Source organism: Vitiosangium sp. GDMCC 1.1324, from assembly GCF_003044305.1.
Taxonomy (GTDB): Bacteria; Myxococcota; Myxococcia; order Myxococcales; family Myxococcaceae; genus Archangium.
The window spans coordinates 472200-493452 of the sequence record NZ_PZOX01000007.1; the positions used below are offsets into that span (position 1 = coordinate 472200).

Below are 21253 nucleotides of genomic sequence, written 5' to 3' on the forward strand. Positions count from 1 at the left end.
GCTCACACCCTTCCCAGGGCGAAGCCCTTGGCGATGTAGTCGCGGACGAAGTAGATGACCACCGCGCCCGGTACGAGCGTCAGCACGCCGGCGGCCGCCAGCACGCCCCAGTCCATGCCAGCCGCGCTCACCGTGCGCGTCATGGTGGCCACGATGGGCTTGGCCTCCACCGACGTCAGCGTGCGCGCCAGCAGCAGCTCCACCCAGGAGAACATGAAGCAGAAGAACGCCGTCACGCCCACGCCCGAGCGGATGAGGGGCAGGAAGAGGCGCAGGAAGAAGCGGGGGAAGCTGTAGCCGTCGATGTACGCGGTCTCGTCGATCTCCCGCGGTACGCCGGACATGAAGCCCTCCAGAATCCACACCGACAGGGGCACGGTGAAGAGCATGTGCGCCAGGGCCACGGCCCAGGGCGTGTCGAACAGGCCGATGCTCGAGTAGAGCTGGAAGAAGGGCAGGAGGAACACGGCCGGGGGCGACATGCGGTTGCTCAGCAGCCAGAAGAAGAGGTGCGTGTCGCCGAGGAAGCGGTAGCGCGAGAAGGCATACGCCGCGGGCAGCGCCAGCATCACCGAGAGCACCGTGTTGATGGCCACGTACGTGAGCGAGTGCACGTAGCTGCTGCTCCAGTCCGGGTCGGTGAAGATGACGAGGTAGTTGGCCAGCGTGGGGCGGTGCGGCCAGAGGGTGAAGCCGCCCAATATCTCCTCGTTCGTCTTCAGCGACATGCCCACCAGCCAGTAGACGGGCACGAAGCTCAGCAGCAGGTAGAGGGGAACGGCGAGGCGTTTCATCGCGCCTCCTTCGTGCTCGTCATGGCGGTGTAGAAGACGTAGCTGAACAGCAGGATGACCAGGAAGTAGACGAGGGAGAACGCCGCCGCCGGGCCCAGGTCGAACTGGCCCACCGCGAGCCGCGTCAGGTACTGGCTGAGGAACGTGGTGGCGTTGCCGGGTCCGCCGCCGGTGAGGACGAAGGGCTCGGTGTAGATCATGAAGCTGTCCATGAAGCGCAGCAGCACCGCGATGGTCAGCACTCCGCGCAGCCGGGGCAGTTGGATGAAGCGGAACGTGGCCCAGACCGAGGCGCCGTCGATGCGCGCCGCCTGGTAGTAGGCCTCGGGGATGGCCTGCAGGCCCGCGTAGCAGAGCAGTGTCACCAGGGGCGTCCAATGCCAGACGTCCATGAGCAGCACCGTGAGCCAGGCATCCAGCGCGTTGGCCGTGTAGTTGTACTGGAAGCCGAGCCCGTTGATGAGCACGCCGAACAGGCCGATGTCACCGCGGGCGAAGATCTGCCAGATGGTGCCCACCACGTTGAAGGGAATGAGCAGCGGCAGGCCCAGCAGCACCAGGCTCACGGTCGCGGCACGCCCCTGCTTCGGAAGCACGAGCGCCAGCGCCACGCCCAGCGGAATCTCCAACGCCAGCACCGCCAGCGAGAAGCCGAGCTGCCGGCGCAGGGCTCCGTGCAGCTCGGGATCCCTCAGCACCTTGCGGAACCACTCCGTGCCCACGAAGACACGCTGCTCCGGTCCGAGGATGTCCTGCACCGAGTAGTTCACCACCGTCATCAACGGGATGACGGCGCTGAACGCGACGGCCACCAGCACGGGCAGCACCAGCAGCCAGGCGCGTTGGTTGGTGGGTTTGCTCATGGGATGGCACTGCCTCCGGCGTACAGCGTCGTCCAGCGCGGCGGCAGCTCCAGCCAGCATGTCTCTCCGGGCGCCAACCGCTCCTCCTCGGGCAGCCGCACCTTGAGGGACTTCTCCCCCAGCCGCGCGGTGGCCAGCTTGTGCCGCCCCAGGTCCTCCACCTGTGTCACCTCGACGCGCACCGAGGACGGTGTGCCCTCGGGGACGCGCCGCACGAACTCGGGCCTGATGCCGAGCAGCAGCTCGCCCCCGGCCGTCTTCGCCCGTGCGCACACGCCCGTGTCCAGCGGGAGCCGCTGGCCCTCCACCACCACCGCGCCCTCCTCCACGGTGCACGGCAGCAGGTTCATTCCCGGGCTGCCGATGAAGTAGCCGACGAAGGTGTCCGCCGGGCGCTCGAAGAGCTCCTGCGGCGTCCCCACCTGCACCACCCGGCCCTGGTTCATCACCACCACCCGGTCCGCGAGCGTCAGCGCCTCCACCTGGTCGTGCGTCACGTACACGATCGTCAGCTTCAGCTGCTCGTGCACCTGCTTCAGCTTGCGGCGCAGCAGCCACTTCACGTGCGGGTCGATGACCGTGAGCGGCTCGTCCAGCAGGATGGCCGCCACGTCCCGGCGCACCAGCCCGCGTCCCAGGGAAATCCGCTGCCGCATGTCCGCCGACAGCCCGCTCGCCCGCATCCGCAGGTCCGGCGTGAGCTCCAGCAGCTCCGCCACCTCCTCCACCCGCGCCCGCGTCTCGGCGTGTCCAATGCCCCGGTTGCGCAGCGGGAAGGCCAGGTTCTCGGCGACGGTCATCGTGTCGTAGATGACCGGGAACTGGAACACCTGGGCGATGTTGCGCTGCTGCGGCAGGGCCCCGGTGACGTCCACGCCGTTGAAGAGCACCTGTCCCCGCGAGGGCCTCAGCAGTCCGGAGATGATGTTGAGCAGCGTCGTCTTCCCGCAGCCCGAGGGCCCCAGCAGCGCGTAGGCGCCACCGTCCTCCCAGACGAGCTCCAGGGGCCGCAGCGCGTAGTCCTTGTCGGACGCGGGCGCGGGGACGTAGGCGTGGGCGATGCCGCGGAGCTCAATCCTGGCCATGCGCGGGCTCCTCGGGGGTGAAGGGGGGCGCGGCCACGAGCCGGCCGTCGGGTCCGAACACGAACATTCTCGATGGGGGGACGAACAGGTCCACGGGCGCGCCGTACGGGTGCCGCTGCACGCCCTCGACCTGCGCGGTGAGTGAGAGCCCGCCATGCGCCGCGTGAACCAGCGTCTCCGAGCCGCTCACCTCCTCCACCTCCACGTGCGCGGGGATGCGGACGTCCTCGGGCGAGGTCCGCTCGAGCCTCAGGTGGTGGGCGCGGACTCCCAGGCGGTAGCGGCCGGGGGCGAGGTCTCGCTGGTGCCCGGCCAGAGGGAAGGCCACGTCCGGCGACAGGCGTGCCGCGCCGTCCGCGGTGAGCTCGGCGTCCCACAGGTTCATCTGCGGATCACTGAAGACCTGGCCCACGCGCTCGTTCGCGGGCGCGTGGTACACCCCGAGCGTCGGGCCTTCTTGCAGCAGCCGCCCCTCGTGGAGCACCGCCGTCCGCCCGCCGAGCAGCAGCGCCTCGGTGGGCTCGGTGGTGGCGTACACCACGACGGCGGGGCGGTTGCGGAAGAGCTGGCGGATCTCCGTCCGCAGCTCCTCGCGCAGCTTGTAGTCGAGGTTGGCCAGGGGCTCGTCGAGCAGCAGCAGCGAGGCATCCTTCGCCAGTGCGCGCGCCATGGCCGTGCGCTGCTGTTGCCCGCCGCTCAGCTCCGCGGGAAGGCGGTTCAGGAAGGGCTCCAGGCGGAGCGCGGCGGCCGTGTCCCGCACGCGCCGGTCGAGCTCCTGTTTGCCGAGCTTCCCGGCCAGCCGCAGCGGGGAGGCGATGTTCTCGTAGACGGTGAGCGAGGGGTAGTTGACGAACTGCTGGTACACCATGGCCACGTCGCGGCGGCGCACGTCCAGGTGTGTCACGTCGGCGCCGTTGGCGCGGAGCGTCCCCGAGGTGGGCTTGTCGAGCCCGGCCATGAGGCGCAGCAGCGACGTCTTCCCGGCGCGAGTGCGGCCCAGCAGGACGCTGAAGGAGCCGGGTTCGAGCTTCAGGTTGATGTCCGCGAGGTGTGTCTCGCCATTCACGAGGCGAGTAATCCCGTCCAGCTCGATGCCGTGCTTCACCCGGTGTATCCCCTCGAAGTTGCCACTCCTGGAGTGACCGCGGGGGCGCATCGTAGAGAGAAGGCTCGCGCCGGGTCCAGGGGCAAGCGGGGGGAGCCGCGCGAGGGCAGGGGGCTGTCTGGACGCGCCGCCCCATGGGGCTCTAGCGTCGGACCCGGACCCTTTCTGCGTCCGAGGAATCTTTCATGATCCGCCGTTTCGCCCTTCTGGGGATGTTGGGCTTCACTGCCTGTACGTTGACGGAGGAGCCGCCGGCTCCTTCCACAACAGGGACGGTGAAGGGAACCCTGACCCCGTTCCGCCTCCAGTCCACTCCCACCGAGACCGTCCGGTCCGCGCTGCTGCGAGACGCCGGAGTCCGGCAGCGGCTCTCGAAGTCCATCTCCGCCGCTGTTGCCGCCCAGCAGCAGCAGGGCGTGCGGCGCGCGGAGCTCGCCACCAGCGACTCGGGGGACGCCGACGCCGTTCCCGGTGATGTCATCGTCCGTTTCGAGGAGGCCCAACTGTCCGAGGCCGACGCGCTGGCCCGCGTGAGCCTCCCCGGCTACCGCGCGGTGCACAAGGGTTACATCACCGAGCACCTGCATCTCATCGGCTACGAGCCCGTCGAGATGCGCGCCATGAAGGTGCAGGAGACGGCGGACCTGGCCCGGCTGGTCGCGAAGATGAGCGGCGTGAGCTACGCGGAGAAGAACCTGCGCTTCCACGCCTTCAAAACGCCCAATGATCCCGGGTACGCGCGCCAGTGGCACTACCCGATGATGAACCTGCCCGCCGCCTGGGACATCACCACGGGTTCCAGCAACGTCGTCATCGGCGTGCTGGATACGGGCATCGTCAAGCACCCGGACCTGGACGGCCGCGTCGTCGCGGGCGCCGACATGATTTCGGATGTGAGCTCGGCGGGGGACGGCAACGGGCGCGACACGGATCCCACGGACAAGGGCAAGGACCAGCCCAACGGGGGCTCCTCCTGGCACGGCTCGCACGTGGCCGGCACCATCGGCGCGGTGTCGAACGACAACCAGGGCGTGGCCGGTGTCACCTGGAGCGGCAAGCTCCTGCCGGTGCGCGTGCTGGGCAGCAGCGGCGGCTCGTTCGCCGACATCGCCGCGGGCATCCAGTGGGCCGCCGGCATCGACGTCGCCGGCCTGCCCCACAACAACAACCCCGCCCAGGTCATCAACATGAGCCTTGGCGGGCAGAACAGCCCCAGCCAGGCGCTGCAGGAGGTCATCGACGCCGCCATGGGCAAGGGCGTCATCATCGTCGTCGCCGCGGGCAACTCGAACATCGAGGCCAGCAAGTTCTCGCCGTGCAACCAGCAGAACGTCATCTGCGTGGGTGCCACGCGCTTCAATGGCAAGCGCGCCAGCTACTCCAACTACGGCAGCGCCGTGGACGTCATGGCCACCGGTGGCGAGACGGCCGAGGACCTCAATGGCGACGGCAAGCCGGACGGCGTGCTCTCCACCATCGTGGATGAGACCAACCAGCCCATCTGGGCCTACTACCAGGGCACCAGCATGGCCTCCCCGCACGTGGCCGGTATCGTGGCGCTGATGAAGTCGGTGTACCCGGGCCTCACCCCGGCCCAGGCGAAGCAGATCCTCAAGAGCACCGCTGACACCAACAGCCAGTGCACCGAGGGGTGTGGTGCCGGGCTCGTCAATGCCCAGGCCGCCGTGCGCGAGGCGCAGCGGGTCGCCAACGGTGGAACCCTTCCCGCGGAGCCGCCGAAGCTCGGCGTGGGCTCCACCCAGCTCTCCTTCACCGGCAGCGGCACCCAGCAGCTCGCGGTGCGCAACGTGGGCGGTGGCACGCTCCGGGTGACCGCGGCGGCCTCGGGCACGAAGGCCTCCGCGCTGTCCTTCCCCAAGGGCAACACGCTGGAGCTGGCGGCCTATGAGTCGAAGCCGCTCGCGGTGTCCGTCAACACGGCGGGGCTGTCCAACGGCAACTACCTGGCCCAGGTGTCCCTCTCCGGTGACAACGGGAACAAGACCGACGTGCTGGTGAAGTTCCAGGTGGGCGCCGCCCAGGACAAGGACGCCATCGTCGCCTTCCTCTACCTGGACGACAACGATGAGTGGAAGGTGGATGATGGTGCCATCGCACTGGTGTCGTCGTCCGGCGGCTATGCCTACAGTCTGAAGCTGGCTCCCCAGACGTACTACGCCATCGCCACCATCGACGAGGACGGGGACAACGAGCTCTTCGAGGATGGAGAGCGCGTGGGCTTCTGGCGCGACGCCACCACCATCGAGTCCATTCCCCTGGCGGTGGACCAGACGGTGGGCAACATCAGCTTCGCCCTCGTGCCCTACCAGTCGGATGACGAGCAGCCCTCGACGTCCGTCATCGGCAAGCCCTGCACCAGCAGCAGCCAGTGCGGCGATGGCTTCTGTGCCACCAACTTCCCCGGGGGGTATTGCACCCGGAGCTGCATCGCGAAGGACTGCCCCGCGGGCTCCAAGTGCGAGTTCACCACGGACGGCACCGCGGCCTACTGCTTCGCCACCTGCACGGACGTGGGGATGCAGGGCACCTGCCGCACGGGCTACGTCTGCGACGACGACGACGCGGGCGGCGGCGTGTGCATTCCTCCGTGAGGGGGTAGGGCGTACCCGGGGAGGGGCTCGCTCCATGCGTCCCCTCTCCACCGGGCTGGCGGAAGGTGGACATTTGGACATCGTGAGCGTTCCCTGATTCGCGGCCCATGCGCATGCTCGGAGGAGTCTTGTTCTCCTCCGAGCCCCGCACCCTTTTACGGACGTTGAAGGCGGAGACCCGCCCCCACCACGAGCGCGCCGAGCGCGTGGTACGCCTGCTGTCTCCGGAGCTGACCCTGTCCGGATACCGGCGCCACCTGGAAGCGCTGTTCGGCCTGCATGCCCCACTGGAGGCGGCCCTCGGCGTGAGGTTGGAGGAGCTCGCGGCCGACTTGCGCCTCGACGAGCGCTGGAAGCTCCCCCTGTTGGAGGAGGACCTCCGGGCGCTCGGCCACGACGATGCCTCGCTGGCGCGCCTGCCCTGGCTCTCGCACCTTCCTCCGCTGCCGGATGTGCCCGAGGCGCTCGGGGCCCTGTATGTGCTGGAGGGCTCGACACTGGGAGGGCAGCTCATCCTCCGCCACCTCGTGCGCCACTTCGATGGCGTGTCCGCGGGGGAGTTCGCCTTCTTCCGGGCCTATGGCGAGGCCGTGGGGCCCATGTGGAAGGACTTCGGCGAGGCCCTGCTCCGCCTCTGTCCGGAGCCGGCACTCGCTCCCCGTGTGGTGCGGGGGGCCCAGGACACCTTCGATGCCTTCGAGGCATGGCTCCGCGAGGTCCATGGCGATGCTCCCTCCCATCTCTGAGGCGGACCTGTCCCAGTGCGAGCGCGAGCCCATCCATCTGCTGGGGGGCATCCAGCCGCATGGTGTGTTGCTGGCCTTCTCGGAGCCGGACCTCACCGTGAAGGTGGTGAGCGCCAACACCCAGGAGATGCTGGGGCGTCCGCCGGAGGCGCTCCTGGGCCGGCCGCTGGGAGAGGTGCTCCCTCCCTCGTCGCTTGCCATCCTCACCCGGGCCCTGCTCCCTCCCACCCCCGAGCGTGTGCGCATCGAGGCCGCGGGCCGCTTCTTCGTGGGCCTGCTGCACCGCAGTGACGGACTGGGGGTGCTGGAGTTGGAGCCCTTCTCGGAGGTGGGCAGCGAGGAGGATGCGCTGGCCATGGTGGAACTGCTCCTCTCGCCGCTGGCGCGTGCCCAGGGCCCGCTGGGGCTGCTCCAGGCGGTGGTGGAGGCGGTGCGCTCGCTCACCCTCTTCGACCGGGTGATGGTGTACCGCTTCGACGCGGACTGGCATGGCGAGGTGGTGGCGGAGAGCCGCGATGTGACCATGGACGACCTTTTGGGCCAGCACTTCCCCGCCAGCGACATTCCCGCGCAGGCCCGTGCCCTCTACACGCGCAACACCCTGCGCCTCATCGCCGATGCGCGCGCCGCGCCCGTGCCCCTGGTGCCCGCCATCCTGCCGGACCTCGGGCGCCCGTTGGACTTGTCGGACGCGGCCCTGCGCAGCGTGTCCCCGGTGCACCTGGAGTACCTCGCCAACCTCCGGGTGAGCGCCTCCATGTCCATCTCGCTGGTGCGCGAGGGCGAGCTGTGGGGCCTCATCGCCTGCCACCACCGCACGCCCCTGCTGGTGCCGGCCGCCACGCGCCGCGCCTGTGACGTGCTGGCCCGGCTGGTGGTGTTGCAGCTCGCGTCCGAGGAGCGCGCCAGCGTGTCCGCCGAGCTCGCCCGCCGCGCCCGCTTCCAGTCGGAGTTGGTGGAGCCGCTTTCCGCGGAGGCGGGGACGTTGCCCGTGGCCCTGTCCCGTCAGGGAGAGCTCCTGCTCGGCCTCGCCGGAGCGGGCGGTGGTGCCCTGCTGTTCGGCGGGGCTCCCATTCTCGTGGGCGCCACGCCCTCCGCCGACGAGGTGGTGGCGCTGGCCGGCTGGCTCGCGGGGCAGCACTTCGACGGCACCTTCCACACGGCCCGGCTCGGACAGCTCCACCCGCCCGCCGCCGGGTACGCGGACGTGGCCAGCGGCCTGCTCGCGGTGCGGTTGGACGCGACCGCCCCCCACTTCGTCCTCTGGTTCCGCCCGGAGATGGCCCGGACCGTCACCTGGGCCGGCAATCCCCAGAAGCCGGTGGTGCCCGGGCCCGGCGCCAGCCGCCTCCACCCTCGCGCCTCCTTCGCCGCCTGGCAGGAGACGGTGCGCGGAACGAGCCTCCCCTGGACCGCGGAGGACATGGCCACCGTGGTGGGCTTCCGCGGCGCGCTGGTGGGCGTGTTGTTGCGGCATGCCGCCGCCCTCGCCCGCTCCAACGCGGAGCTGGATGCCTTCAGTGGCACCGTGGCGCACGACTTGAAGGAACCGCTGCGCGGCATCCAGCAGTACGTGGGCTTCCTTCTCGAGGACCAGGGCGAAGCCCTGGGGCCCGACGGGCGTCAACAGCTCGAGGAGGTGCGGCGGCTCGCCGGTCGCACCCAGAACCAGATGGATGCCCTCTTCGAGTACAGCCGGGCGGGGTGCGTGGAGCTCGCCTGGGGCGAGGTGGACATGCACGAGCTGGTGGACGAGGTGCTGCTCACCGTGTCCGCCCGCCTGCGAGAGAACCAGGTGGAGGTGCGCATTCCCCGGGGCCTGCCCCGGGTGGAATGTGACCGGGTCCGCATTCAGCAGGTCTGGGCCAACCTCTTCACCAATGCCGCCAAGTACCACCAGCCGGGCGAGCCCCGTTGGGTGGAAGTGGGTTTCATCTCCCCGGCAGATGCCGTCTCCGTGCCGGCACGGCGGCGGCCAGATGAATACGTCTTCTTCGTGCGAGACAACGGCATCGGCATCCCCGAGCAATTCCACGAGAACATCTTCGAGATGTTCCGTCGGCTGCATCCCGCTCATGCCTATGGAGGAGGCACGGGGGCGGGGCTGGCCATCGCCCGGCGGCTCGTGCGGTTGCACGGGGGCGAGCTATGGGTGGAGTCCACTCCCGGACAGGGCTCCACCTTCTTCTTCACCCTGGGCGAGAGGCCCCGGTGATGGAGGGGGGACGGCCGCTGCGTCTGCCGGGAGGGGAGGAGTCCCAGGGATGAAGCTGAGCGTGCTCCTCGTCGAGGACAGCCTCGCGGATCAGCGGGCCCTGCGTCGGGCGCTCGAGAAGGACACGGAGACCCGGTGGGAGGTGGAGCTGGCCAACACCGCCGAGGAGGCCCTGGAGCGTCTTCGGCACGCCCCGTTGCCGGACGCGCTCGTGCTGGACTTCCACCTGCCGGGCATGGATGGGGTGGCCCTCCTGCGCACGTTGCGCGAGCAGTGCGAGGAGCGGCTGCCGGCGGTGGTGGTGTTCACCGGCAGCGGCAGCGAGCGCGTGGCGGTGGAGGCGATGAAGTCCGGCGCTCACGACTACCTCCTCAAGGACGGCTTCTCTCCGGAGCGCCTGCGCCACAGTCTGCGCACCGCGGTGGAGTCGGTGCGGATGATTCGCGAGCTGGAGGAGCACCGCCGCCAGGCGGAGCGCGCCGAGCGGGCGGCGCGCGAGGCCCTGGCGGTGCGTGACGAGTTCTTCGCCATCGCCACCCATGACCTCAAGGGGCCGCTGCAGAGCATCCTCCTGAGCACCCAGCTGCTGCGCCGTCAGCTGCCGGCGGAGGCGAACACGCCTGGCGTGAATGCGCGGCTGGAGCAGATATTGCGCGGCACGCAGCGGATGGGCGAGCTCATCGACCACTTCCTGGAGGTGACGCGGGGAGGGGAGCGCCCCTTGCGGCGCGAGCCGGTGGACCTGTTCGCGCTGGTGCGGACCAAGGTGCGCGAGCTGGCGCCGCTGGCGTCCACGCACCCGGTGCGCCTGCACGTGGAGGGCACGGACTTCGTGGGCCGCTGGGACGGGGGGAGCCTGGAGCGGGTGTTGGACAACCTGCTGGGCAACGCCGTGAAGTACAGCCCGAGGGGCGGCACCATCGACGTGTGGCTGAGGGAGGAGTCTCCGGGCCCCGAGGGCTGGGTGCGGCTGTGCGTGCAGGACCAGGGGATGGGGATTCCGGCCGAGGACCTGCCCCACATCTTCGAGCGCTTCCGCCGGGGCCGGAACGTGGCTCCGGTCATCTCCGGCAGTGGCGTGGGGCTGGCCAGCGCGCACCGCCTGGTGCTCCTGCACGGTGGCACCCTCACCGTGGAGAGCGAGGAGGGCAAGGGCTCGAGCTTCACCGTGCGCCTGCAGCGCGGGCTGAGCGTGAGGGCGTCCTCTCCGGAGCCGTCCGCCTGACGCTCCGCTGCCGTGCGTCAGTCCCTCAAGGCGACGTGGGCAGGCTGCCGCGCAGCATGAAGAAGATGACCACGCCCGTCACGGACACGTAGAGCCAGATGGGGGCCAGCCACCGTGTTACCTTCTTGTGACGTTCGAAGGCGTTGCGCCATGCGAAGTAGAAGGACAGCAGCGCGCCCGGCACCACGAAGATGGACAGCAGCACGTGGCTGGCGAGGATGAGCAGGTACACCGCTTTGAGCACCCCGCCCCCCGCGTAGCGCGTGTCGCCGTGCACGAAGTGGTAGGCCAGGTAGCACACCAGGAAGAGCGCCGAGGACGCGAAGGCGGACACCATCAGGTACTGGTGCACGCGCCTCGCTTTGCGGCGGATGGCCACCCAGCCCGACGCCAGGAACACCGCCGCCAGCGCGTTGAGGCTCGCGTTCACCGCCGGCAGGAAGCGCAGATCCACCCCGCCCACCGGTCCTCCTCGGCGGATGAGGAGAATGTACGCGAGGAACGCGAGCGCGGCGGCGGATACCACCGCCGTAAAAATGTAGAAGTTGCGATCGCTCACGCGGGGGAGAGGGGCCTGGGCGGCGTCGTTCATGGCGCACCTTTCTGTCCCGACTGTGCCCCGCGTGCAACCTGTGAAGGCCTGCTTCTCTGTTACAAGAGCAGGCGTATAGCCATTAACAGGAATTCCTGGCATAAGGAGCGGTGCAGTTTCCCCCCGCTGCATCCCCCCGGAGGTTCCCGTGCGCTTCGCACGACGCTTCCTCGCTCCGTTGGCCACCGCCGCCTTCCTGGCGGCCCCCCCTGTCCTCGCGGACGGGCCGGTGTGTGCCCCGGTGTCGAAGGTTCCCCTTGAGCGCCACCTGCGCCAACTCTCCCTGGACCTGCTCGGTCGCCCGCCCACCTATGAGGAGTACCAGGCGGCGCGCGCCAAGGGCGAGGTGACGGTCGAGGACGTCCGCGCGCTGATGGACAAGGAAGAGTTCTACACCCGCGTCCGCGCCTACCACCGTTCGCTCCTCTGGAGCAACGTGAGCGCCAGCGTCAACAACAACAGCAACTCGCGCATCGTGGGCGCTGGCGGAGCCGGCGATGCCATGGGGCTGCGCAACAACAGCAGCACGGCCCTGCGCGGCGCCAACGGCCAGGGCTGTGACAGCTACATCAACCAGGACGTCTGTGACGCCCGGCAGGATCCGCACGCGGACCCCGCGCTTCCCGCGGACGCGGCGGCCTGCGCGAAGGAGCGCTACGACGAGCGCGGTGTGCCCCTGCCGGTGAGCTGGGACTACAACGGCAACTTCTACACCTGCACCCGGCTGGACACGGCGGATGCCACCCTCGATTCGTGCGCCAAGGCGTCCGCCGCGAATCTCCTGGGCACGGGCGGGAAGTACCTCTACTTCTGCGACATGCGGCGCGTCACCGTCAGCGGCTCGACGACGAAGCTGTCGCCGCACCTGTGCAAGCCCACGTCGGCCAACTTCACCTCGGAGATCCTGGATGGGGCGGGCAAGGTGGTGGCCTTCGAGTACCCCGACGCTCCGTCCAACGTGACGAAGCGGCTGGACCGCTGCACGCTCAACCTCACCCTGAGGAGCGGCATCAAGGGCTCCTACGTGCCGCAGACCGGCTGTCTGCAGCGCGAGGGCTACGTGTCGCAGCCCGCGCCCTTCTGGAATGCCTCGGGCCCGGCGGTGAACGTGTGCGCCATCGAGGCGCAGAAGCGCACGGCCAACCCCTGGACGCTGGAGCCCTGCACCACCGCGCGCTTCGCCAGTGATCGCAGCTGCGGCTGCGGCGAGGGCATGGACCGCTGCGAGGCCCCCAACGGCACCACCCACAATTCCCGCGTGGCGGCCATCAATACGGAGCCCGAGCTCATCGCCGACTCGGTGGTGCGCCGCGACGAGCCCTACTTCAACATCCTCACCACGCGCCGCTCCTTCGTGAACGGGCCGCTCTCCGAGCTCTACCGGGATACCCAGCAGGGCGTGGGCGTCTTCAGCGCCACGCCTCCGGCGGAGACGGACGCGCTGCCCGCCATCCCCTTCGCGCAGGCGGACACCTGGAAGGAGTACGTGCGCTCGCCTGACCAATCCGGCGTGCTCACCACGGCCTCCTACCTCTACCGCTTCCCCACCCAGCGCGCGCGCGTCAACCACTTCTACTCGGCCTTCCTGTGCAAGACGTTCGCTCCGCCGGACAACGCCCGCCAGCCGGCCGCCGAGGACGCGTGCAACCGGGAGAACAACCTGGCCAAGCGCTGCGGCTGCAACTACTGCCACGCCACCATCGAGCCCACCGGCGCCCACTGGGGCCGCTACGCCGAGCGTGCCGCGCTCTTCCTCGACCCGGACCACTTCCCCCGCTACGACCCCAAGTGCCGCGACTGCGCGCTCTCCGGCAACACCACGTGCAACAACGAGTGCGGCCAGTACGTGATGCAGGCCTATGACGGCGACGGAGCCAGCTCGCTGGGCATGCTCAAGACGTACCTCTACCGCACCGCGGACGAGGAGAAGAACATCGACGGCGGCCCCGCGCTGCTGGTGCAGCGCATGCTGCAGACGGGCGACCTGGAGCGCTGCACGGTGAAGCGCGTGTGGCAGGAGTTCCTCGGCCGGCCCATGTCGGTGGAGGAGCAGCGCCTCTACCTCGAGCCGTTCGCCCAGGAGTTCGCGCGCGACGGCCACCGCTTCAAGGCGCTCATCGAGCGTCTGGTGATGTCCGATGCCTACCGGAGGATCGACTGATGCGACGCCTGCTCTTGTCCGCGTTCCTCGTGCTCGGCGTCGCCGCGTGTGAGAAGACCCCCGTCACTCCGCCCCCGGTGGATGGCCAGCTCGAGCCCGTGGTGAATCCGCACGAGGGGGACTCGGCCGCGCAGCTGCCGGACCCCGAGCTCCAGGATGGCCGGGTGGGCCGCGCCCCGCGCCGTCTCACCGTGAACCAGCTCGGCCGCTCCATCGAAGTGGCGGTGGGCCGGCCGTGGGCGGGGCTCGAGAACCTGGCGACCACGCTGGGCCGGGCCGACTACGCGCTCGTCAACATCGAGAGCACCGAGCCCAACCTCGTCTTCGCCAAGTTCCTCGAGGACGGGGCGCGCGAGGTGTGCGTGGCCCAGGCCGCCGCCGACGTGAATGCGTCCGCGACGGATCCAAAGCTGCGCGTGCTCTCCCGCACGCTGCCCACCGGGGCGGTGGGGGACCTGCGCAAGCTCACCGATGCCCAGGTGCGTGAGCTGCTCGTGTACCTGTCCACGCGCTTCTGGGGCGTGCCCCTGGAGGGCGAGGAGCTGACGCGCTGGGCGGGCTTCTTCACCCAGGCGGCGGCGCGTGCGGAGACCATCAAGAAGCGAGACCAGGCCCTGGCGGCCGTGTGCATCGGTCTGATGACGGACTCGCGCTTCCTCACCTACTGAAGGCCCGGGAACCTGCAGCCATGAAAAAGAACCACGAGACTTCTTCCGGGCGCCGGACCTTCCTCAAGGCCGCCGCTGGCTTCATGGGCTCCACCCTGCTGGGGGGGCTGCCCTTCCGCGCCTTCGCGCAGACGGCCGCGCTCAAGCCCGCGGACCGCTGCTTCGTCTTCGTCTACTTCGCGGGTGGGTGGGATCAGCTGCTCGCCTTCGACCCGAGGGACCCCGACGTCTTCACCCCCGAGCGGGTGTCGGAGACGCGCATCCTCCCGGGCTACAACCTCTTCACCGACTCGCGCTTCCCCTCCCGGCCCATCGTGCCGGAGATGCGTGCGGGCACGGCGCCGTCCAACATCACCTTCGGTCCGGGGGTGGGCACCCGGCTGGCGGCCCACTACGACCTGATGACGGTGGTGCGCGGCATCAACATGACCACGCTCGCGCATGAAGAGGGCATGCGCTACTTCATCACCGGCAAGCGTCCCATCGGCGCCGCGGCCCGTGGCTCGTCCACGGCGACGGAGGTCGTCGGGCAGATGTTCCCCGCGGTCCCCATTCCGTCCATCGCGTACGGGGTGGAGTCGTACAACGACCGCTACGCGGGGAGCGCCAACGCGCTCAAGGTGAGCAAGGCGAATGACCTGCTGCTCACGCTCTCGGCGAGCTCCACCGTGCTCGACAGCGAGCTGGAGAAGCAGCTCGTGGACTTCCGCGGGCAGCCCATCACCTGCGAGCAGGCGGCGTATGGCGCGGGCGGCGTGGGCGACTCGTACGCCACGAGCCGCGGACAGATGCAGCAGGTGGTGTCGGGCAAGCTGGACCAGTCCTTCAAGTTCGAGCTGCCGCAGAACGCGGCCGTCCGCAGCTTCTACGGCCTGTCGGACACGGGGACGACGCGCAACGGCTCCTTCGACAACTCGGCGGGCCGGGCGGCGCTGGTGGCCACCGCGCTCAAGCAGGGCATCAGCCAGTGCGTGTCCATCAACCTCGCGGGAGGCCTGGACACGCACTTCGGCTCGCAGACGACGCACGCGAGCAACCTGCGGGCCGGCTTCGACGCGCTCGGCATGCTGGTGGATGACCTGCGGGCCACCGCGCACCCCTCGGGCGGCAACTTCATGGACCACACCACCATCCTGGTCTACTCCGAGTTCGCCCGCACGCCGCTCATCAACTCCACGAACGGCCGCGACCACCACCTCACCAACAGCTGCCTGATGATGGGCGCGGGGCTCAAGCACAACACGGTGTTCGGCTACAGCGGCGACATCGCCATGGCGCCGGCCGTGGTGGACCTGAAGACGGGTGCGGCGGATCCGAACAACGGCACCAACATCCTCCCCGAGCACATCATCGCGACGGTGCTGGCATCCGCCGGGCTGGACTACAGCATCACGCGTGTCGAACCTCTCCGGTCCCTGTTGGCGGTGTAATGAAGACTCGAGCCTCGTTCCGTATTGGCCCCTTCCTGCTGGCGGGCCTGTTGGCCGCCTGCGACTCCACGCCGTCCCTTCCCCAGGACCATCCGAGCCCCGAGCCCTTCGAGCCGGTGCAGACGAAGGCCCAGGCGGATGTCGCCTCGGCGCCGGGGTTCGCGGATCAGACGGGAGGCGGCATCTTCGCGACGGCGGCGGGCGAGGCGCTGCGCTTGCGGTTGGACGGGACGCGGGCCGCGTTGGAGAACCACCCGGGGAACACCGTGGAGCCGGGGCCCATCCACGCGGTGTTCCGCATGGGGCCGGGCTCGGCGCTGGTGGAGGCCGACAATGGCCTCTTCATGGCGCAGTCGGGCTGGCTCATCGCTCCGTCCTGGCGCGAGGCCCTGGGCGCGGGGTTGAAGGCCACGGCGGTGACGCCGGACGGCGCGGCGTGGCTCGGACATGATGCGGGCCTCTACCGGCTGCAGGACGGGGCCATCTCCGCGCTCAAGGCGGACGGCAAGCCGCTGGACGGCATCTCCGCGCTGGCGGCGGCGCCGGTCGAGAATGGTGCCGAGGGCCTGTGGTTCCTCCGCCAGGGCAAGCTGTGGACCGCCGCGTTGACGGCGCCCGGCAACTGGCAGGTGCGCCAGGCCGAGGCTCCGCTCCTGGAGAACGAGCAGCCCGTGGCGCTGGTGGCGCTGGGGGCTTCCGAGAAGGGCAAGGCGGAGGCGTGGGTGCTGACGTCGGCGCGCCTGCTGCGGCGGGCGGCGGACGGGTGGCGGCAGGTGTCGCTGGCGCAGAAGCCCACGCAGGTGCTGGCGGCGGGGCGCTTCGTCTGGGTGCGCGCGGGCGACAAGCTCCTCGTCTACGACGCGGACGCGGAGACGTGGGGCGAAGCCTCGGGTGTGGACACGCGCGAGTTCCTCTTCCTGGCAGCCGACGAGAGCGGTTGTGCCTGGGTGCAGCTCGGCGCCGACACGGTGGCGCTCACCCGGGGCAAGGTGCCGCGGGTGCTCGGCATGCTCCAGGGTATGCAGGTGGTGGAGGACTCGCTGGTGGTGCGCGCCCGCCTGATGCCGGGTGTGGCGCCGCTGAGCGTCACCTTCGAGGTGGCGGGCGTGGAGGTGCCGGTGCGCGGGCCCGTGTACAGCCTCGGTGGCGCGGAGGCGGACGGGACGCCGAAGCCCTACTCCTTCGTGGGCCTGGAGCCGGGGCCGCACACGCTGAGCGCCGTGGCGCGCTACGCGGACGGCACCGAGGCCCGGCGCTCGGTGGCCTTCGACTACCAGCCCCTCTCCACCGTGGCGCTCGGTTGGGACAAGGACATCCGCCCCATCCACGAGTCCCGCTGCGCCAAGTGCCATGTGTCGGGGCCCGGTCGGCCGCTCTCCTCGTATGAGCTGTGGAAGGAGAACGTGCCGCTCATCGTCACCGCGGTGCGCGAGCAGCGCATGCCGGCGGACGGCCCGTTGGATCCTCAGCTCATCTCCCTCATTCAGCGCTGGGCCGCTACCGGCGCGAACCCGTGAGGCGTTCCCCCATGTCCCGAGTCCTTCGCGCGTCCCTCACGCTCGCGCTCCTGTCCGCGGCCTGCAACCCGGAGGAGAAGCCTCCCGAGTCGCCTCCCGCGGTGGACCCATGCGCGGGCCTGCCGCCCCTCACCCTCACCGCGAGCCCCGAGCAGGTGCGCGTGAATGACCCTGTCACGCTCACGGTCTCGGGCGGCAGCGGCCACTACGGCTACCGCGTCGAGCCTGGAGGCTCCTCGGGAGAGATGCGGGGCTCGCGCTTCGTCGCCGGTTCCACGCCGGCCACGGACACGTTGGTGGTGGAGGACCTGCGCTGCCCTGGAGACGCGCGTGCCCAGGTGAATGTGTCGGCGGCCTTCGACGTGGCGCCCTCGCGCGCCCAGGTGAAGCCGGGCACGTCCTTCCAGGTGCAGGTGACGGGGCAGATGGGAGCGCCCGTCTTCACGCTGGAGAGCAGCGCTGGGGGCAGCACGCTGACGTCCTCGGGCCAGTACACGGCGGGTTCAGGGCTGGGCGTGGACCTGGTGCGCGTGCGCGACAGCCGCACGGGAGACGAGGCCCTCCTGCAGTTCGAGGTGCGCGCGGACGCGGTGCTGCGCGGCGACCCGGAGCGGCTGGCGCTGCCGGCGGGTTCGGCGATTCCGCTGGTGACGGTGGGCGGGAGTGACCGCGTGGTCTGGACGAAGACGTCCGGCCCGGGCGCTGTGGAGGGAGCGCGCTTCTCGGCGGACCCGGGTGCCACGGGCACGGCGCTGCTGAAGGCGGAAGACCCGTTCACGAAGCAGACGACGACCGTGTCCGTGCGCGTGCTGTCGGAGCTGTCGCGCGATGCCATCGCCCACGGGCAGCTCACGGACACGGCCTCGGTGGTGACGGCGGACTTCGACGGAGACGGCGTGCCCGACGTGGCGGTGGGGCGGCCGGAGAGTGACCTCGCCCGGCCCCAGGCCGGCATGGTGCTCATCTTCAAGGGGAGCGCGGCGGGTCTGCCCTCGGAGCCCACGTGGGTGCTCACCGGGGAGACGGACACGGCGAAGTTCGGCGACAGCCTGGCGGCGGGCGACCTGGACAAGGATGGGAAGGCGGAGCTGGTCATCTCCTCGCCGGGTGCGGACGTCACCATCGACGGCTCGGGCGCGGTGTACCTGTACCGCTTCGGGTCGAACGGGCCCGAGCGCATCCGGCCGCCGCTCTCAGGGTTGGGCCGGGGTGCATTCGGGACGGGACTGGCGCTCGCGGACGTGGACGGGGATGGGGACCTGGACCTGGTGGTGGGCTCGCCGTCGGGTGACCTGGCGTCCTCCACGACGCTCTTCAACCGGGGCATCGTGGACATCTTCCAGCTCACCCCGGGGCAGCCGGTGCCGGATTTCGCGTCCATCCGTCTGGGCGGGGTCGACCTGGGGCAGAGCGGCGTCGTCGAGAACCGCGCCAGGACGGCCCTGGGCTCGATGCTGGCGGTGGCGGACCTCAACAAGGATGGCCGGCCGGACCTCGCCGCGGTCAGCAGGGTCTCGCGCTTGAAGTCCGATGGCTCCCTGGACGTGGCCGTGCCCGCGGTGTCCGTGTACTTCGGGCGCGCGGAGGCCCCGAGCTTCCGTGCCTCGCCGGATGCGTTCGTGCTGCCCTCGAATCAGGCCGACAGCAACGAGGGAAACTGGCGGTTGGGCGCCATCCCGGGGGATGACACGCGGCCTCCGCTGCTGCTGGTGCTGACGGATCGGGCGGAGTCGCCGGACCTCAAACCCACGGGACAGGGGGCGCTGCGGGACGCGGGCGCGGCGCTGCTCTTCGACCTGAGCGCGTACAAGCCCACGGGCGAGCCCGCGGACAAGCCGGCGCAGGTGAAGCTCGCGGATGCCTTCGCCCGGTTCTACGGAGACGCGGAGTTCGTCGTGGCGGGACGCAGCTGGGCCTTGGCGGACGTGGACGACAAGCCGGGCGTGGAGCTGCTGCTGGGCGCGCCCTACGCGAGTGTCCCTTCGGGGACGAGCTCGCTGTCCTCCGCGGGCAAGGTGCTGGTGTACTCGCTGACGGGACTGACCCGGGGCACTGCCGTCAACAGGTCTCAGGGCTTCCTGGGGGGACTGGCGAAGGCGGATGTCTTCGGAGCGGGGCTCTCGACGTGGGCGCTGCCGGGGAGCTCGGGGCTGGTGGTCTTCGCGGGACGCGCCTCGGCGGACAAGCGTGCCTTCACCGGCCGGGTGGATGGCTTCGTGAAGTCGGGTGACTCGCTCGCGAAGTGGACGCGCTCGAGCTACCTGGTGCCGGCGAAGCCGAGCGTGGAGCGCTTCGGCGAGGCGGTGGCGGTGGGCAAGGACGGCAAGGGCAACCTGGTGGCGCTGGTGGGCTCGCCGGGCTGGTCCGGTCCGGGGCCGAGCGGGGATGGCAATGACCTGTCGGCGGGCCGGGCCTGGACGTACGGCGCGGCGGGAGGCGCGGGCACGCTCGTGGGCGAGGGCATCACCACGCCGAAGTACAACGGGCGCAACGTGGGCACGGACGTGGCCTTCACGGACTTCAACGGAGATGGGAAGGCGGACCTGGTGCTGGGCGCGCCGGGCTTCACCGTCTCGAGGAGCGCCGCGACCGCCTCGGAGTTCAAGGACGGCTTCACCTCGGCCAAGGCCGAGTGCCTCCCCACCTCGGACACGGGGTCGGGCGGCGTGCTGGTGTCGCTGGGCCAGGCGGACGGGAGCTTCAAGCCCGCCTTCCGGCTGTGGGCGCTGGGCAACATCACGGACAACTGCATCGCCTCGAGCGGTACGTGCTCGCGCGCGGGCATCGGGCGCGGCGTGGTGGGCGGCTTCGACTTCAACGGGGACGGCAAGCAGGACATCGGGACGCTGCGCAACAGCGGCTTCGAGCTCTTCCTGGGGCGCGCTCCGGAGGATGCCGCGCTGGCGAAGATGACGATGGGGTGCGACCCTGTCTACTCGTCGCCCTACTTCGCGACGTCTTCCTCCACCGCGCAGACGACCTCGGCGCCCGTGGCGCTGGGCGACCTGAACGCGGATGGCTGCGACGAGGTGGCCTGGCGCTACTCGGATGGCAGTGCCCGCTCGGGCATCGCGGTGCTGTTCGGGTACGACACGACCGGTGCGAAGTGTGGCGGGCGCACGGCTCCGAAGCTGGTGCGGCTGGCGGGAGACCCGGAGGTGGGCATCAACTTCATGGGGCTGGGCGTGGCGACGGCGCGCGTGGGCCGCGTGCTGGGCAAGAGCGGCGCGGACTACCTGGCGGTGAGCGCCTCGGGCGTGCCCTACAACGGCGTGACGCAGCCGGCGGTGCTGCTCTTCGACACGGCGAAGCTGGTGAAGGCCTGGCTGGACCCTTCCACGGGGAGGGACCTGGTGGGCGCGCTGGAGAAGGACCTGATGCCCCAGGTGCTGGTGCACCGCTCGCGAGCGGTGGGCTTTGGCACGGCGCTGGCGGGCGGGGTGGACCTGACGGGTGACGGCGTGCCGGAGCTGGTGGTGAGCGCGCCGGGCGCGTCGGTGGCCTCGGATGGCGGCGGCGCGGTGTTCGTGTACGCGGGAGGGCCGGGCACCACCGGGGCGCTCACGCCGCTGCTCACGCTGACGGGAGACGTGTCCGAGCGCTCGGGCTTCGGCCAGGACCTGGCGCTGGTGGCGGGGAGCACGGGCTTCCCGCCGTCGCTCGTCGTCGGCGCGCCGCTGAGCTACCGCACGGGGACGCAGAACGGCACGGCCTTCGTGGTGCCGCTCGGCTTCTGACCCGCCTCAGTGCGCCAGGGACATGGGGGGCTCGGAGATGTCTTCGAGCACCCTTCCGGCGAGCCGCTCGTCCTCCATCTCCATGGCGAGGTCCCCCAGGGAGACGATGCCGGTGAGCTGCCCGTGCTCGTCCACCACGAGGAGGCGGCGCACCTGCAACTCGCCCATCTGATGGGCGACGTCCTCGACGTCGTCGTCCACGGAGCACGTCTGCACGTTGCGGGTCATCACGTCGGCGACGGAGGCATTGCGCGCGTCGAAGCCCAGCGCCAGGCCGCGCACGACGATGTCGCGGTCGGTGACGATGCCGACGATGCGCTCGCCCTCGACGACGGGTAGGGAGCCCACGTTGAGCAGGCGCATCATCTCCGCGGCGGCCATCAGCGTCATCTCCGGGTGGGCGGCGACGGCGTCCGGAGTCATCACGTCTCGAATCTTCATGGGACGCACCTCGGGGCGGTGGGTGGTGGCTTCGCAGGGGATGGTGTGTCTGCTTCGGCTCC

Annotated in this window: 15 protein-coding genes; 9 read left to right on the forward strand and 6 right to left on the reverse strand. The window is 70.2% G+C overall.

The features are described from left to right. Window positions 1–2 precede the first annotated feature (2 nt). The 4 genes from DAT35_RS23000 to DAT35_RS23015 are packed head-to-tail and all read right to left on the reverse strand — an operon-like array spanning window position 3 to window position 3847. A complete protein-coding gene (locus DAT35_RS23000; protein WP_108069247.1) occupies window positions 3–794 on the reverse strand; it encodes a carbohydrate ABC transporter permease in 792 nt (263 codons plus the stop codon). Continuing rightward, the gene (locus tag DAT35_RS23005) at window positions 791–1657 is read right to left on the reverse strand and encodes a carbohydrate ABC transporter permease (protein WP_108069248.1); all 867 of its coding nucleotides are present in this window, start codon (window positions 1655–1657) and stop codon (window positions 791–793) included. The genes DAT35_RS23000 and DAT35_RS23005 overlap by 4 nt, the downstream gene beginning before the upstream one ends. Further along, entirely contained in the window at window positions 1654–2742 is a 1089-nt protein-coding gene (locus tag DAT35_RS23010; RefSeq protein WP_108069249.1) for an ABC transporter ATP-binding protein, read from the reverse strand. Before DAT35_RS23010 ends, DAT35_RS23005 begins: the two co-directional genes overlap by 4 nt. Beyond that, complete coding sequence (locus DAT35_RS23015) at window positions 2729–3847, reverse strand: ABC transporter ATP-binding protein (protein WP_233261650.1); 1119 nt, start codon at window positions 3845–3847, stop codon at window positions 2729–2731. The genes DAT35_RS23010 and DAT35_RS23015 overlap by 14 nt, the downstream gene beginning before the upstream one ends. A gap of 185 nt (window positions 3848–4032) precedes the next feature. Between DAT35_RS23015 and DAT35_RS23020 the strand changes: the two genes are divergently transcribed. From DAT35_RS23020 to DAT35_RS23035, 4 genes are all read left to right on the forward strand, one after another. Continuing rightward, window positions 4033–6459 carry a S8 family peptidase gene (locus tag DAT35_RS23020; protein WP_108069251.1) on the forward strand — a complete coding sequence of 809 codons (2427 nt, stop codon included), beginning with the start codon at window positions 4033–4035 and terminating at the stop codon, window positions 6457–6459. A gap of 128 nt (window positions 6460–6587) precedes the next feature. Beyond that, a complete protein-coding gene (locus DAT35_RS23025; RefSeq protein WP_233261651.1) occupies window positions 6588–7205 on the forward strand; it encodes a biliverdin-producing heme oxygenase in 618 nt (205 codons plus the stop codon). Beyond that, on the forward strand, window positions 7180–9420 hold the full coding sequence (locus DAT35_RS23030) for an ATP-binding protein (protein ID WP_369946005.1): 2241 nt from the start codon (window positions 7180–7182) through the stop codon (window positions 9418–9420). The genes DAT35_RS23025 and DAT35_RS23030 overlap by 26 nt, the downstream gene beginning before the upstream one ends. Before the next feature lie 49 nt (window positions 9421–9469). Beyond that, entirely contained in the window at window positions 9470–10645 is a 1176-nt protein-coding gene (locus DAT35_RS23035) for a hybrid sensor histidine kinase/response regulator (protein WP_108069252.1), read from the forward strand. 25 nt (window positions 10646–10670) lie between these two features. Here DAT35_RS23035 and DAT35_RS23040 read toward each other — a convergent pair whose 3' ends face one another. Then, window positions 10671–11237, reverse strand: a complete 567-nt coding sequence (locus tag DAT35_RS23040) for a DUF420 domain-containing protein (RefSeq protein ID WP_108069253.1) — start codon at window positions 11235–11237, stop codon at window positions 10671–10673. Between the two features lie 148 nt (window positions 11238–11385). On the opposite strand from DAT35_RS23040, the gene DAT35_RS23045 reads away from it, so the two are divergent. The 5 genes from DAT35_RS23045 to DAT35_RS23065 are packed head-to-tail and all read left to right on the forward strand — an operon-like array spanning window position 11386 to window position 20750. Further along, on the forward strand, window positions 11386–13398 hold the full coding sequence (locus DAT35_RS23045) for a DUF1585 domain-containing protein (RefSeq protein ID WP_108069254.1): 2013 nt from the start codon (window positions 11386–11388) through the stop codon (window positions 13396–13398). Beyond that, on the forward strand, window positions 13398–14066 hold the full coding sequence (locus DAT35_RS23050; RefSeq protein WP_108069255.1) for a hypothetical protein: 669 nt from the start codon (window positions 13398–13400) through the stop codon (window positions 14064–14066). Before DAT35_RS23045 ends, DAT35_RS23050 begins: the two co-directional genes overlap by 1 nt. Before the next feature lie 20 nt (window positions 14067–14086). Beyond that, window positions 14087–15496 (forward strand): DUF1501 domain-containing protein, encoded by a 1410-nt coding sequence (locus DAT35_RS23055; protein ID WP_108069256.1) that lies wholly within the window; start codon window positions 14087–14089, stop codon window positions 15494–15496. Continuing rightward, window positions 15496–17013 (forward strand): hypothetical protein, encoded by a 1518-nt coding sequence (locus DAT35_RS23060; RefSeq protein WP_108069257.1) that lies wholly within the window; start codon window positions 15496–15498, stop codon window positions 17011–17013. Before DAT35_RS23055 ends, DAT35_RS23060 begins: the two co-directional genes overlap by 1 nt. An 11-nt stretch (window positions 17014–17024) precedes the next feature. Continuing rightward, window positions 17025–20750, forward strand: coding sequence for an FG-GAP-like repeat-containing protein (locus DAT35_RS23065; RefSeq protein ID WP_108069258.1), 3726 nt, complete (start codon window positions 17025–17027; stop codon window positions 20748–20750). Window positions 20751–20756: 6 nt separating this feature from the next. Here the strand turns inward: DAT35_RS23065 and DAT35_RS23070 are convergent, their stop codons facing one another. After that, on the reverse strand, window positions 20757–21191 hold the full coding sequence (locus DAT35_RS23070) for a CBS domain-containing protein (RefSeq protein ID WP_108069259.1): 435 nt from the start codon (window positions 21189–21191) through the stop codon (window positions 20757–20759). Between the last annotated feature and the right edge of the window lie 62 nt (window positions 21192–21253).

What these genes read in the sequence shown, in the direction of transcription:
- DAT35_RS23000 (WP_108069247.1), bottom strand. Translation starts at nt 794, where the DNA reads ATGAAACGCCTCGCCGTTCCCCTCTACCTGCTGCTGAGCTTCGTGCCC.
- DAT35_RS23005 (WP_108069248.1), bottom strand. Translation starts at nt 1,657, where the DNA reads ATGAGCAAACCCACCAACCAACGCGCCTGGCTGCTGGTGCTGCCCGTG.
- DAT35_RS23010 (WP_108069249.1), bottom strand. Translation starts at nt 2,742, where the DNA reads ATGGCCAGGATTGAGCTCCGCGGCATCGCCCACGCCTACGTCCCCGCG.
- DAT35_RS23020 (WP_108069251.1), top strand. Translation starts at nt 4,033, where the DNA reads ATGATCCGCCGTTTCGCCCTTCTGGGGATGTTGGGCTTCACTGCCTGT.
- DAT35_RS23030 (WP_369946005.1), top strand. Translation starts at nt 7,180, where the DNA reads ATGGCGATGCTCCCTCCCATCTCTGAGGCGGACCTGTCCCAGTGCGAG.
- DAT35_RS23035 (WP_108069252.1), top strand. Translation starts at nt 9,470, where the DNA reads ATGAAGCTGAGCGTGCTCCTCGTCGAGGACAGCCTCGCGGATCAGCGG.
- DAT35_RS23040 (WP_108069253.1), bottom strand. Translation starts at nt 11,237, where the DNA reads ATGAACGACGCCGCCCAGGCCCCTCTCCCCCGCGTGAGCGATCGCAAC.
- DAT35_RS23050 (WP_108069255.1), top strand. Translation starts at nt 13,398, where the DNA reads ATGCGACGCCTGCTCTTGTCCGCGTTCCTCGTGCTCGGCGTCGCCGCG.
- DAT35_RS23055 (WP_108069256.1), top strand. Translation starts at nt 14,087, where the DNA reads ATGAAAAAGAACCACGAGACTTCTTCCGGGCGCCGGACCTTCCTCAAG.
- DAT35_RS23060 (WP_108069257.1), top strand. Translation starts at nt 15,496, where the DNA reads ATGAAGACTCGAGCCTCGTTCCGTATTGGCCCCTTCCTGCTGGCGGGC.
- DAT35_RS23065 (WP_108069258.1), top strand. Translation starts at nt 17,025, where the DNA reads ATGTCCCGAGTCCTTCGCGCGTCCCTCACGCTCGCGCTCCTGTCCGCG.
- DAT35_RS23070 (WP_108069259.1), bottom strand. Translation starts at nt 21,191, where the DNA reads ATGAAGATTCGAGACGTGATGACTCCGGACGCCGTCGCCGCCCACCCG.